The sequence below is a fragment of the Caviibacterium pharyngocola genome (genome assembly GCF_002795405.1).
Classification (GTDB): domain Bacteria; phylum Pseudomonadota; class Gammaproteobacteria; order Enterobacterales; family Pasteurellaceae; genus Caviibacterium; species Caviibacterium pharyngocola.
This window is the reverse complement of the sequence record NZ_PHGZ01000032.1, coordinates 1-13163: the sequence shown is the minus strand read 5'-3', so window position 1 is coordinate 13163 and position 13163 is coordinate 1. Positions and strand designations below refer to the sequence as shown.

The following is a 13163-nucleotide window of genomic DNA, read 5'->3' as shown; positions in this document are numbered from 1 at the left end:
TGTTTTGTATTCTTTAAAAATGCGACCAAGTTAATCCTTCAATATCAAAAGTAAATTGTTTTTTTCCGTGCTCATAGAATGGTAGCTCAACGATTACTTTCTTTGATTTTCTTAGTTTATCCGTAAATTTTTTAATATCCTGTGACGAGCTAATAAATAATGTATCACTACCCCCACTATCAGGTTCGCTCATTGTGTAATTTTCTACTTTATTATTATCAAATTTCACAGATATTTTGCAGCCATTTATGCGGCAACTGAATTGCCCTTTACTAATAATAAACATTACATCATTACCTAGTTCCGAATGTTTTCTTAATGTCATATATAAATGCGATCCACCTTGGTAAGGAAATGAAAATTCAACTTTATTTGACGATAAAATAGAGGCAAAATAGTTTGTAGTTTCCCTCATTTCATCTTTAGTTTCTCTATATTCCCAAGACATTAATTTTGCTAATTGACTATCAATTTCTTTCGATTTATTTGTATCATTATCTTGTTTTATAAAAACGCTATCATAACATTCTAAACGTTTATCATTGTCTGTTATCTGAGAACAGCTTTCTCCTGTTTCTTGAGCTACAGCCATAAAGGGAAATAGTAGATAAAGTAATAGCCATTTTTTCATTTTAAATTCTCCTTAATATAAGATTTTGGATTGTTTTATAATCCTACTATTCTTAAAAATTAGATTCATTGATCTAAGTCACAACGCTATAAATGGAAAAATAATAACAAACATATACAGTGTTACTAACAGTGTTCCTAAAATTTGCGATTAGCGCCGTTTAGCGACGTTAAACTATGATAAGAGAAATTCGTAAAAAGCTTGAATTTACTAGAAAAAACAAAGCCTTGCGTTAAGTTATGCAAGGCTTTGTTTAGTCAACTGGTGCCTGAGCGAGACTTGAAATTCAATTTAACCGTATGAAATATATGTTATTTTTTATTTTGTTTTTTGTTTTGGTTACATCCGTGGTTACATAGGTTTTTTTGTTTCAAATCTAGCTAATTAGTTTCTTGAGTATAAAAGAATTGTGCAAGTTTTTTTATACTTTTTATAGCATTTTTAGTCACTTCTCCACTTATTCACTATTTTTAGTGTTATCTTGTTGAAATGTATAATAATTTTTTCAGTGATTAAATCACTTGTATTATACTTGAGTTCAGTGGAATTATTCACTGCTATAAAAAAAGCGACTTTTTACAGTCGCTTTCATTAGGTTTTTAGCTTTCCCACCGTTTAAATGTATCTTGGTGTGGCGTTTTCCAGTAAATATTCGTTACCAGATAGCCGTCTTTAACTCTTTCTTGTATCGGTGCTTGTTGTCCGGTTTCTTTGAGTGCGTCCGGTAGGGCGCTTTTGAATGTATTAAGCGGAATCGGCTTTATATTCATACAGTCACAAAAAAAGAGATAAGCCAGATATAGCGTTTCGTGTGGCTGTTTTGTACTTCTCGCGCTCCCCCATATTAGCCCGCTAAAGTTATCCTTTAATTGTTGTCTGTCCGGATTTTCGGGCAATTTCCGCACCTCGAACACGTCGGCAAATTCAATTAAATGATTGGCGTGCTTTTTGGTTTCTTTGGCGTCGATACTGTCTTTATATTCGACTAGAATTTTTCGTGCGGCGTCAGGAATAGGAAATTGCGCCGCTAAGAATTTCACAATCCCGTAAATTTCCGCCCGCACTTTATCGAGGAAGTACGGATCAACTTTTCCGTCCGGCACTTTGCGATCGAATAAGATTATCACTCGGCGCCGTTTAATCCCCCCCGTTGCGGTCGGTGAAGATTAGCGGCTCGTTGGTGACAACCATAATGACCGGTGTAAGCAAGGCGTCAAACGGATCTTTATAATTAATCTTAACGCTAATTTTTCCCCCGCCGGTAATAGCTTTTAATTCTTCGCCGGAACCTTTATAGCGTTTTTGGTCGGGCGATATGGATAAACTTTTATTAATTAGCATTGAGCGCTTTTTATCGCTTTCCAAATCTTCCAGTGTCAAATAGGCGGTATTAAATTCACCGTTAATCATTCGGGCGATTTCGGAATAAACACTTTTTCCACTCCCGCCGACGCCGGTAATTTCGAGAAATAAATGCCATTCATAGCGATTTGTTAAAACCATATATAAGCCGGCAAGTAGGGCGTTACGTTTTTCTTGATTGCCGTTGCTGACAAAATCAAGCCAGTTAAAAAAGTGCGGTGTGTCGGTCGCTTGAATATTACATTCCACATCTTCCACGCCTTTTAGATAATGCTCCGGCTTATGCGCTTCAAAATCTAATGTGAGTTTATTCAGTACGCCATTATTAAAGCCTAGATATTTATTGCTAGTATGTTCAAAACGGTCAATACTTAAATTAATCAATTCGCATAATTTGTTTATGCGGTTTATTGAATAATCGGCGTGATATGCCTTGAAAAAGTCTAAAATTAATCGCTTAACATCTTCATCTTGCAAGGGTTCCCAAAATCTACCGTTATATTTTAGTGTTTGATTTTTGTGCGTATCTCTTGCCAATGGTTCGGCGTGCCATTTTAAGAACGCATTTACTCGCATTTCTTCCGTGACTGCGGAAGAATTTAAATCGATTTCTTCCGGCGCAATCATTTCGGCTTGCGCGACGACTTCCTTGTCATTGCGTAAGCGTTCGACATATCCGCTGACGTTTTCCAAGATTTCGCCGGCAATCGACCGAAATACTACCGTTTTCGCCCGCGTGTTTCGGGCGAGGTTTAGGCTGATTGTGGTGCGCTGTGCTTGAGTTAATTCGTTACATTCGATAATACTGATTATCTGGCGATTGCTTGGCGCTATGTGATACTGCGATAAGTTTTCAAGCTGTTCATCCGTCAATGCGCTAGGCTGTTCGCTGTATGGCATTTTGAATATATCGCACAATAATCGCCAACCTTCGCCCGCGCCGTTTTGTTTGGCTTTATCTCGGTAAAATTCCCAGACGCCGGCGCCGGCGAGGATAAAAAATTCATCGAGCGCGTTGCTGTTTGAATTGTTCGCCTTAGCGAGCAAAGGCGCATTTTTTAATCTTCCCATTCTTACACCTCTAAATCGGTTTTATTGTCTAACGATTCCAATTTATCGCCGTTACCGTCCACTTGCGCCACATAGTCCGCTAATTCTTTGAATTTCACGGAAAGATAGTTAATCGCTTGCAAACTTTCTTTGATCGTCGCTTGTTGTGTCGGGTCTTGCTCTGCTGTATAAGCGGTTAAGCGTTTAATTAGTGCGCGCCCGTCATTTAGTCGCCGGACAATTTCGTTGCACTCCGTTGCCATTTTGCGCTTGTGATAGTAATAATCGGGATAATCACGTTTACAGCGTTCAATCGCTTGACGGGTCAAATCGAACATTCGATTGCACTGCGCTAATTTCAGGGCGAACGGGTTGAACGGTTTTAGCGTTTTCTTTGGTGGCTGAACGCTATCAAGTGCTTTTGACGGCGCGTTATTGCTTTGAGCGTCGCCCTTATGTTTAAGGCGGGCAATCCCTCCGTTTTTGGTTTGGTTAAATTGACCTTTCCATTGTTTTAAATCTGCCAGTGCGTTAATTTTTGAGGTTGCCATTTTGTTACTCCTTGATTTTTAATCCTGTTGTGGTTGCTCTTTTAATTGATCTCAGGGCTTGGGTTGCGCCCTGTAAATGTCCGTTGTGAATGTATGTTTTAGCAAAGCCGAGATAGAGATCTGTCTCTTTTATCGCTTTTACTAACTGCTCCCACGTTGGTAATCGGTCATCTTTGGGCTGAAAAGGTTTAATTTTTATGGTTTTTCTGCGTGCCATTTTTAACCTCCTTTATTGCGTCGAATAACTCGCCTTGTGAATTTGAGGCGTTTTCTAGCAACGTTTGCACCGCCCACAAGGTGTTTGCAATAATGTCTTTGTTTGCCGAAAAGCTGTCATTACAAGCTATATCCGCCGCTAAATAATCGACGATCGCCTTTGCTTGTTCGATATGTTGTGAAAGCTTGTCTTGAATGTTTAGAATATCAGTCATTGTTCGCCTCCTTGTTCTGCTTGCTGTGCTTTCATCTGTGCAATTTCGCTAAATAACTGCATTTGTCTGTAAGCACTATTTAGGTTTTTTAGGGCGATTGCTTGCCATTTCTCCGCTTGTGCGTTGACTAGGCAATGCTCGATAAAATCAACATCTTTCAACAAGTCGATTAGTTCGGCTCTTAAATCGGCGGTTTCTTTGGATAAATTACGCATAGCGCACCCCCGCAGACGGTTGAACGGATAGGGTAGAACGCACCGGCATTAGTGCGGTGTTTTGATTGGTTTTCATTTTTGGATCTCTTTTTGTTACAGTGTTTAAGGTATCGCCCGTAGTAGGGTGCGACAAGGTATCAACTACCGCAAAAAGTCGGCGGATCTTATTCGTGCTTAAAGCCTTATTTCGATCTCTTAACCTTGCCGCAAATTCGATATATAAAAGCGCGCCTGATTTTACAGGAACGTTCAAGGAATGAATTTTTGACAATAAAAATCCGCAAGTCTTACGGGTGCGGGTTCCGCTTTTTGCTGTAGTGCTTGCGATAATAGCGCGACAGATTGAATTTGACAATACTGGTAATTTATTCAGATTACACATAAACGCCCCTTGTGCCGGCGCAGACGGTTGAACGGATAGGGTAGAACGCACCGGCATTAGTGCGGTGTTTTGATTGGTTTTCATTTGTGAATTTCTCTTAACTGTATTAGTAAAAATTGACTTGCCGTCCTGTGTAAGGTGTGACAAGGCTTCAACTACCGCAGTTAATCGGCTCGCCTTATTCGTGCGGATAAACTCCGCCTTATTTCGGCGTATAGACCTTGTCACAAATTCGGCTTGTGAATAGGCTAAATGCCCATTGAAAGGAATTTGAGACATAAAAAAAGCGCTTGTTTGACGACTGCGCAAGCCGTTAACTGTTGTAGTGCTTTCAATACTACAATCATCTGCGACGCCTTGCAAGCGGTTATTTTCTACAGCCGGCAAAAGTGCGGTGTTTTTTGGGAAAGTTTTTAGATTGATTTCACCCGCCCAAAATAGAATGAATTGCCGAGCTAATTGGGCGCGAGCTTGCATTTCACTTTCGGCAATAATGCGGATTTTGTGCGTTTTGTTGGTTAAATCTGTGCGGCGAATTGCCACAAAAATGAATAGTTTCATTTGCGGTTTTTCCTTGTATTGATTTGTAGAAATTACCGCTTGAAAAGTTCTCAGGCTTTTGTGTTGGCGGTAACGTATAACGGGCTGAGAAACTGCGATACAAGGAACACAGCAAAGGGCGAAACCTTTCCCGCCATACGCTACCATAGAAGAAAAACAATTCGGCAAATTATTAATATAATCCGCCACATTGCTTTTGGTGTATTTAACACGCTCGATTTTGAGCCGGTTAAATTTTTCAGGTGTGCGAATGTTACGAACAAAAAAAGCACGGTTTAATGGCGTGCTACTGTTCGCCTTGTATTGATTCGAGTTCTCAGGCTCGGCGGTCGATTTTGCGACTGCAAGAAAATAATAGGATTTTTCACTGCACTTTGTAAAGAAATTTGATTGTGAAATGTTTTCATTGATATTATAATTAAATTGATTTAATTTCATATTGAATCACCCGCAATTAAATTGTCTTAATTTTTTCCTTTCGAACACTGTGCGAGCCGGATAGCTCCCGCAGTGTTTTTATTTATCCGTTATTTAATCAAGTAATAACCGAAGGCTATTGCTAGGGTTAATAAAGCCAGTCCGCCGCAACAAAGAAAAAATAAAATCCCTGTTGAAATGCGTTTACCGGCATTGTCTGCACCTTGTTCACTCAGATTTAAATCACTCATTGCGTTACTCGTTTTTCTTTCTGTTCTTCAATCCACGCATTTACTTCCTCTAAATCCCAACGAATAAAATTTTGAGAAAAGCGGATAGGTTGCGGGAATTGATTCGCTTTGACTAAAAGATTGAGTTTTGTACGACCAATGCCGACAATTTCAGTGACTTTTTTGCCTGAAATAAGCTGTTTAGATTGGGTTTGTGTGTCTGTCATAAAAATGCCCTCCATTTGTTAAACTGCGTAGTACGCTGTTGCATCCCGTTAAGTATTTCGTCGGAAGGTATTTAAGCACTAAAGGAATAGGGCGGTGTTATAGCAAGGCGATAAAAAAATAACCTCCCTATATAGGGAGGCTATAATAAAATCAATATGTTAGGTTAAGATTTGTTTTTTCTTCTGTCGATAGGGCAAGCGATTTTTTCTATTTCTTTGGCAAACGTTCTTTTGACTTGATAATCTCGCACAATGTTATTTGTGATTTGTGTATCAGTTTTCACATTTTCGGGATAGTTAGCCCAATATTTCCGTCGAATATCAATCGCTATTTTTAACGGATCTTTTTCCCGATAAGCGCCAAGCAGAATAGGGCGATTTTCCTCGCTTGCGGCAATCTTTAAATTATTAATTTCTTTCGCTTGCTGTTCAATCGTTATTTTCTGACTTTCGGTTTTTTGATAAAGGGCGTTGATTTCTTGATTTTTCTTGTTAATTTCTTCGTTGAGTTTTTGTAATTCGGTTAAATTCGATTCGGAATCAATCACGGAAAACATTTCTAAGAAACGCAAAACATCTTCGTGTAATATACAAATATCATCAAGCAATATTTTTGTTTTATTTTCTGCGACCGGAATACTTAAATAAATACCGTCTTTTTCTGCTATAGAAATATTAGGAAAATAATTTATTACTTTGCTTTCGAGTAAATTATCTGTATTTTGATTTTCAAAAATATGCTTAGGTAAATTAAAATAACTGGTGAATGTTAAACGTTTGAATTTATCTGTTTCGCCGCTAAAAAGCTGAATGATATTGTTTTCTGAAAAATAACTTGCTAAATAATAACGACTATCTAGATAAATATTGAGATCGAATAAATGATTGTTCGCTTTTATTTCGTAAGATAATTCATCACCAAAATAAGAAACTTGAAAATCGGTTATTGCTTGATTGATTTTTATAAAAATATTGCTTTTTCTTATGCCTAAATGCTCTTTTTTAGGTATCGTTTTTCTATTAATGGCGGTGATTTCGTTTATATTTCCTTGAAGAAAAATAGACGCTTGTAAATCACCATTTTGGATATATTCAAGAATATCCCTTTCTGATAAGCTAATATGATGATTAATCGTGATATATCTCACGACATCCGAGATAGAATAAGCCTTTTTAGGCAATACTCTTAGATTACTCATATAATGCCCCTTTTGCATTTGTCCTTATGAATGGAAACGCGCCGACAAAGTAAGGTGCTTTGCTTTCGGGAGCGACCCTAGGCGCGTCTGTCAATGATTATAAATTAATTCAGGCGCTGATTAAAGCCTTCGAGCTGTTTATCTAGGCTTGTCGTATGCACCGCTAGCGCTTGTTCGATAAAACCGATCATCCAGTCCAATTTCTGATTATTCACGTTGATAAATTGATTAATCTGTTGTCTATCTTCGTCATCAAATCGCTCGTCTTTCATCATCAGTTTAATGATTTTTGTTTTGTTTCGGTCAAAATAGAAAAAGATTGTTTTCAAATATTCAAAAACAAATTTTATGTCATCCGTGTTATTGACTTCCTCGCCTTTATTTTGTTTTTCAAATATCCGTTTAATAAAGGTATCTCTATCGACTTTTTTTAATTCTTCCAATACGGTAGATACATCGTCTAATAATGAATTTAATTCGTCGTTCATAGGTTTTCCTTGATGATTTTTACTGTTTTGCTATAATTTTATTGCTTGGTTAGTCGTTCATCCTCGATACGATAAATAAGCAAACTTCTAAAATTGATTTGCACAAATAACGCCGTTCTGATCAACCGGCGTTTTTTATTTTTCGGTCATCTTACTGAGATAAACCTCTTTCATTTTGTCAAAGCCTATTTGTTCATAATGTTCTTTTTTGCTTGATAAGAAATTACGCGCACTCATTTTCTGCGTGCCTTTATCCACAAAATGCCAGAAAAACGGATCGTTTAAATAGGCGTGTTTGCCTTTCGCTAAATTCTTTTCTTTATTTTTCTGTGCGCCTTTCTTCCATATACCGACATAAATCACCAGACTACCGTCTTTTCTTTTTATGCGTGCTTTAACGTGTCGCTTTAATGTCCCTTTGCGACGCGTCGGCGTGCTTTTTCCCTGAACCGGTACATTCGGTTCGAGTGCTTTTTTCATCGCTTTGCCCGCCTCGCCGAGCGCCTCGCGTGCGGCTTTCGGATGACGGGCTAATTTTGTGTCAACTTTTTGAAGAAATTTCTCAATTTGCTGTGTAAAATCGCCCATTTATTCGCTCCAATAATAAAATAACGCATAAAGTATCGAACTATAGATTAGTAAATAAATTGTTTCTAGCTGCATTTTATAAATCAATCCCGTTAAAGTTTTCGAGTAAGGCTTGGTGTTCCGGCGATAATTCAAAAATGACGTCGCCAAATTCAAGCTGATAAGTGCCGAATGACATTAAAAACGCGATTGCCGGATCGATTTTATTCGCGGCTTTTTTCTTGTTCGGTTTAATGTTAGCGTTTGCGTCGGTTTCCATTACGACGTTAGATAATGCCCACGCCAGAACCGGATCGCCGTTGTGTAATATCATTTTGCGATTAATAAGCACCTCGGCGGATTTCGCCACCGGACTAAACCGCTGATAGGTTTGCGGAAAGGGTTCCACTTCTAAGCCGGCAGATTGCAACTGCGTTCTTAAGTGTGTTGCGTTCCATACGTCAAAACCAATCATTTTGATATTAAATCGTTCACTGTCTTTTAAAATATCATCGCGGATTTTGTCGTAATCGATACAATCGCCCGGCGTGGTGATTAGCCACCCTTGACGCTCCCATTGCCGATAGATTGCGCGGTTTTTATTTGCCACGTTCTCAAGCTGATATTCAGGGATATAATGCCGGCAAAATAACCGCACTTTATTTTCGTGCGGAAAGGTATAGCAAATACTGGTTAAGTCGTTCGTACTGGATAAATCTAGCCCCATATAACAATCAAGGTGCAATAAATCGCTATCGTCGTAGTCGTCTTTGCACTGCGCCCAACTGTCTAGCGCAAGCCACGGCGTCGCACCTTGGCACCAGACGTTAAAGCGTTTCGTCAACATTTCCACCCATTCGGAAGGAATGCCGCGCGCTTTTTTTATGGTGTTTTCAAAGTCTAAATAGGGTATGGATTTGCCGATATTCGGGTTAGCTTTGATCCAATTTTCAGGATGATCGATTTCGCTTTCTTCGTCCAATTCGAAAATCATTATAAAAATGCTGTCGTTGTGTTCGTTGCCGTCCAGAATTTGGCAACAATAATCATAATGCTGTTTGCACGCGGAAATCGTGTTACTGCCGGCGGTCGTAATGGCAAATAATAGCCCTTGCGGGCGCGCGCCTTGCCCTAATTCAAGCGCACTATACACGCTGTTGTCGGTGTGTAAGTGGTATTCGTCCACAATCGCAAGACTTGGGTTAGTGCCCTCGATTGTGCTTGATTTCGCCGCTAACGGGCGCATTAAGCTGTTCGATTTTGGGTTAACCATTTTATGCTGTTGAATGCTGACGCGGTTTCTAAGCGGTTTGGAGAGTAGGCACATTTGTCGCGCGTCGTCGAAAACAATGCGCGCTTGATCGCGACTAACTGCCGCCGTGTAAATGTCTTGCTGTCCGCTTTCCATTATCAAAAACCAATTTGCCAACACTGCCGCGACTGTGGATTTTGCATTTTTGCGCGCAACTTGAATATAGGCGGAGCGGTATTTTCTCAAGCCGGTGTTTTTATGCTTAAAGCCGAAAAGGTTCGCAAATAAAAAAACTTGCCAGTCTGAAAGTATTATCGGTTGTCCGCGTAAATGCCCTTTGACGTGCGGGCATAACTGAGAAAAGGCGATAAATTTATTCACGACATTTTCATCAAAATAATAGTCAGGGTTTGCCAAGTCTTGAAAGTAACGTTCGACGGCTTGTTTAATGCGCTTACACGCGACAATCTCGCCGGTTCTGACTTGCTCGGCGTAATCGTGCCAGATACTCATTACTATAAACTCAAAATTTCATCAATTACGTCCGTTTCTTCGGTTTCAATCGGATTTCTGCGGCGACTGACTGGATCGAAACCTAACAAAGACGACATTTTAATCATTACTTTTTCGGCGTCTGATTTAGCAGAAAGTGCCGGATTGCGGGAGCGTGAACCTTGACTATTCTTAAAAGAAAAGCCGTTTTTCGTAATATCTTCGGACGCTTGTCTAAATAATGAATAATTCACGCAATAAATTTCTAAATTGGTTAAATCTTCCGGTTTAATATCGTTACGCTCGGCAAGCTGTGCTATGCGGGCGTTCCATTGTGCTTTTGCAATGTCATCCAAAAAATCCGGTGCGTTATAGGCAGTTTGTTTCGTCATTCTTTTTTCCTTATTTTCTAAAAAATTGTTTTGCGTAAAAATTTGAGTGGGTGGGCGGTTTTTTCGGGTTGCCTTTTTCTTTTCAAAACTCCCCCCCACCTCTCTCATTTGCATTTCATTGATTAAAATTTAAACTAAACTCAGATTTGAGGTTTGTTTTAAAATCAATAACTTAACCAATCCAAAATCGGTTTGGTTAACAAGCTCGATTTTGAGCCCGTTCAACTGTGTACATATGTACACAACTGAAGTATGGTTATATCACCACGGTTAAGTTATGGTCATATGACCACAACTAAAGGTTTCCATAGGGTAACGGTTGAACTGTTGTGATAGCGCAACCGTCTATTTCTTCGCCCCATAACCACGCTTGTCGATTACCCTTGTCTTATAGCTATGGCAATCACGGCATAAGGCTTGATGATTATGCATATCCCAGAATAGCGGGTCGGTTTGCCCGTTCTCTACGGGTTTAATATGGTCTATGACGGTTGCGGGTGTATAAATGCCCTTGGCTAAACACATCACGCATAGCGGGTTATGTTTGAGGTACTCGGCGCGATATTTACTCCATTTGTGATCGTAACCGCGTTTGCTTGCCGGTAGGCGGTTATCCGGTTTCTTCTGTTGGTGAAGTTCGCACCGACCGGCTTTTACGCGATTCTTGCAACTCGGATAGGTGCAACGCTTTAACGGTTGATAGGGCATACATCACCTAATACACGCACGGCTCGCGATAGACTTCCCAAAGCGATTTAATCCCCATAGGTACAGGGTTTAGATTCGCTATATCCGTTACTGCCTCACGGTTAGCATACAGATAAGCGATATACATCAAACAGCCGGCTTTTATGCCTTGGGTGAATATCACCGTTTTTTCGCTGTTTTCATCACTGAATGTTTTGCCTATATGATTCTGGGAGACTTCAAGCGCGACTTTCGCATAGGTGCGTAATAGGGTGTCATCAAGTTCAAAATCTTCCATTAGGTTCAAATGCGCCTTGATTTCTTCCAACGTAATATTAACGCTTGCCATAAGCCTCACCCTCCTTGCACATTAATTGAAGTTCTCGGTGTTCTTCTTTGCTATCAATCACCGAATTAATTTCTAAATAGCGATCGCCGTATTTCACGCGCATTTTTCGGGTAATATTCGGCAGATAGCGGAGGCGTACCCGAATAATGTCTTCACCTAATTGGAATGGACCGGAAAAATATTCACGCCCTTGAATCGGTTCGACGCTAGCCCGAACCGTGACAACATCCGCCCAAATCGGAGTTCCCGCCCCATATTGATTATGTTGCTTTTCCCGTTCAAAATCGCGCGCTTGCAACGTGATAAGTTTGTTATATTTGCCGGCTTTAATCATTCTCGCCATTGCTTGCCTCTTTGTCTTTTTCCTTATCGGCGTCTTTTTCGACTTTAACGGTTTGTTTCCACGCCTGACTAAATTCCTCTCCGCCGGCATAAGGCGGCAAGCCTTCGCGTCTGCGGACTTCGTTCGGGTTCATTACACCCGATTTAATCGCCACATCGTAAGACTGAAAGCGTTCCGTTTGACTAATACGCAATAAATCGCTTGTATCAAATTCGATTAAATAGCGCGGTGCATTGCGATCCGTTATATCAATCATTAAGGCGTCTTTTAATTGCTGTTCAAAGTTCGTTAGCCACGGGCGCAACGTTTGCGACAAGAAAGCACGGCTTGCCTCGCTAAAATTGGCATAGCTCGAATGTGAATAATCTTGCAAGAAAATCGGGCTAATATTGTAGATCCGCGCAATGTCCGCAATCGTAAACGCGCGGCTTTGTAACCATTCCGCATCTTGGTTTGTCATTCCAAGCTGTTGATATTGCATTGAGCCTTCAAGCACGGGCGTTTTACCCGCGTTCTTCGCACCCTTATAGCGTTCAAGCGCTTTAATCGCTTTATTCGCTTTGACATCATCCAACCATTCGCCGGTAGTAATAATCCCGCTTGCCATTAAACCGTTTTTCATTACGCTTGCGCCGTGTCGTTGCTGTGCTAAACCTAATCCCACGGTTTCGCGACAAATCGCCACCGGCGAACGCCCCATAAAGCCGTCAATGGACGAATGACGCAAATGGAGAATTTCATCTTGCAAATAGGTTTTTACTTTGCCGTCTAAATCGGTGATTTGATAAATATATTCGCCTTTCGGTGTGCGCTGAATATTGACCGCACTCGGCGCATAAGGCGTTAAACTTTCCGGCTGTCCTTGTTTATCCCACCCGATCACCGCGTAAGCATTGCCGTTTAATAAACAATGCCTCATCATTGTGTATTTGAACTGATAGGGTGTTTGTGACCGATTAGGCATTTCATTGAGTAAATAATCAATCGGATGATCAAGCACTCTTTCCCGTCCGTCACCTTTTAATCGATACAAATAGCACGGCATACTTGCCACCGCCTCACTGATCACCGTAACGGCGTTCATTACCGCCGGCAACGCCTCCGCCGTCTGCGGACTGACAAACTCGCCGGCGCCGGTGTTGGCGACGCCCATATAAGAAAGCAATTCGTCAATCGTCACGGTGTTGCGCCGTTCTGTTTTGCGTTTAAAAAATCCCAACATTTTAAAGCTCCGCTAATTCTGCCCATTTGCTTAAAAGTGCGGTCGGATTTTGTCGTTGTTTGGCGCGCGCTTTCGAACGTTGTGCAATCTGAACGTTACGGTATTATGTAGCAGT

At 40.5% G+C, this 13163-nt stretch carries 19 protein-coding genes; all 19 read right to left on the bottom strand.

Features of this window, described 5'->3' with window-relative positions; all coding sequences use genetic code 11:
• Positions 1-13 precede the first annotated feature (13 nt).
• On the bottom strand, positions 14-631 hold the full coding sequence (locus CVP04_RS11375) for a hypothetical protein (protein WP_100297628.1): 618 nt from the start codon (positions 629-631) through the stop codon (positions 14-16).
• 599 nt (positions 632-1230) lie between these two features.
• Complete coding sequence (locus CVP04_RS11370) at positions 1231-1758, bottom strand: primase-like DNA-binding domain-containing protein (RefSeq protein WP_165772800.1); 528 nt, start codon at positions 1756-1758, stop codon at positions 1231-1233.
• 10 nt (positions 1759-1768) lie between these two features.
• Positions 1769-3064 carry a DUF5906 domain-containing protein gene (locus CVP04_RS11365; protein ID WP_100297626.1) on the bottom strand — a complete coding sequence of 432 codons (1296 nt, stop codon included), beginning with the start codon at positions 3062-3064 and terminating at the stop codon, positions 1769-1771.
• 2 nt (positions 3065-3066) lie between these two features.
• On the bottom strand, positions 3067-3594 hold the full coding sequence (locus CVP04_RS11360) for a hypothetical protein (RefSeq protein ID WP_100297625.1): 528 nt from the start codon (positions 3592-3594) through the stop codon (positions 3067-3069).
• A 4-nt stretch (positions 3595-3598) separates the two neighbouring features.
• Positions 3599-3811 (bottom strand): hypothetical protein, encoded by a 213-nt coding sequence (locus CVP04_RS11355; protein WP_100297624.1) that lies wholly within the window; start codon positions 3809-3811, stop codon positions 3599-3601.
• Positions 3783-4025 (bottom strand): hypothetical protein, encoded by a 243-nt coding sequence (locus CVP04_RS11350; RefSeq protein ID WP_100297623.1) that lies wholly within the window; start codon positions 4023-4025, stop codon positions 3783-3785. Before CVP04_RS11350 ends, CVP04_RS11355 begins: the two co-directional genes overlap by 29 nt.
• Positions 4022-4240, bottom strand: a complete 219-nt coding sequence (locus CVP04_RS11345; RefSeq protein WP_100297622.1) for a hypothetical protein — start codon at positions 4238-4240, stop codon at positions 4022-4024. The genes CVP04_RS11350 and CVP04_RS11345 overlap by 4 nt, the downstream gene beginning before the upstream one ends.
• The gene (locus CVP04_RS12410) at positions 4233-5183 is read right to left on the bottom strand and encodes a host cell division inhibitor Icd-like protein (RefSeq protein WP_243385313.1); all 951 of its coding nucleotides are present in this window, start codon (positions 5181-5183) and stop codon (positions 4233-4235) included. Before CVP04_RS12410 ends, CVP04_RS11345 begins: the two co-directional genes overlap by 8 nt.
• A gap of 527 nt (positions 5184-5710) precedes the next feature.
• The gene (locus CVP04_RS12295) at positions 5711-5851 is read right to left on the bottom strand and encodes a hypothetical protein (RefSeq protein ID WP_165772798.1); all 141 of its coding nucleotides are present in this window, start codon (positions 5849-5851) and stop codon (positions 5711-5713) included.
• Positions 5848-6057 carry a helix-turn-helix transcriptional regulator gene (locus CVP04_RS11330; RefSeq protein WP_100297621.1) on the bottom strand — a complete coding sequence of 70 codons (210 nt, stop codon included), beginning with the start codon at positions 6055-6057 and terminating at the stop codon, positions 5848-5850. The genes CVP04_RS12295 and CVP04_RS11330 overlap by 4 nt, the downstream gene beginning before the upstream one ends.
• 164 nt (positions 6058-6221) lie before the next feature.
• Entirely contained in the window at positions 6222-7256 is a 1035-nt protein-coding gene (locus CVP04_RS11325) for a SlyX protein (protein ID WP_100297620.1), read from the bottom strand.
• A gap of 104 nt (positions 7257-7360) precedes the next feature.
• Entirely contained in the window at positions 7361-7744 is a 384-nt protein-coding gene (locus CVP04_RS11320) for a hypothetical protein (RefSeq protein ID WP_100297619.1), read from the bottom strand.
• A gap of 135 nt (positions 7745-7879) precedes the next feature.
• Complete coding sequence (locus tag CVP04_RS11315) at positions 7880-8332, bottom strand: HK97-gp10 family putative phage morphogenesis protein (RefSeq protein ID WP_100297618.1); 453 nt, start codon at positions 8330-8332, stop codon at positions 7880-7882.
• Between the two features lie 76 nt (positions 8333-8408).
• Positions 8409-10076 carry a terminase large subunit gene (locus CVP04_RS11310; RefSeq protein WP_100297617.1) on the bottom strand — a complete coding sequence of 556 codons (1668 nt, stop codon included), beginning with the start codon at positions 10074-10076 and terminating at the stop codon, positions 8409-8411.
• Positions 10077-10078: 2 nt separating this feature from the next.
• Positions 10079-10447: a phage terminase small subunit P27 family gene (locus CVP04_RS11305; protein ID WP_100297616.1), complete on the bottom strand. Its 369-nt coding sequence runs from the start codon at positions 10445-10447 to the stop codon at positions 10079-10081.
• 345 nt (positions 10448-10792) lie between these two features.
• Positions 10793-11155, bottom strand: a complete 363-nt coding sequence (locus tag CVP04_RS11300) for an HNH endonuclease signature motif containing protein (protein WP_100297615.1) — start codon at positions 11153-11155, stop codon at positions 10793-10795.
• Between the two features lie 7 nt (positions 11156-11162).
• Positions 11163-11483, bottom strand: coding sequence for a head-tail connector protein (locus CVP04_RS11295; protein WP_100297614.1), 321 nt, complete (start codon positions 11481-11483; stop codon positions 11163-11165).
• Positions 11470-11826, bottom strand: coding sequence for a phage head closure protein (locus CVP04_RS11290; RefSeq protein WP_165772799.1), 357 nt, complete (start codon positions 11824-11826; stop codon positions 11470-11472). The genes CVP04_RS11295 and CVP04_RS11290 overlap by 14 nt, the downstream gene beginning before the upstream one ends.
• On the bottom strand, positions 11810-13048 hold the full coding sequence (locus CVP04_RS11285) for a phage portal protein (RefSeq protein ID WP_100297612.1): 1239 nt from the start codon (positions 13046-13048) through the stop codon (positions 11810-11812). The genes CVP04_RS11290 and CVP04_RS11285 overlap by 17 nt, the downstream gene beginning before the upstream one ends.
• Positions 13049-13163: the final 115 nt, after the last annotated feature.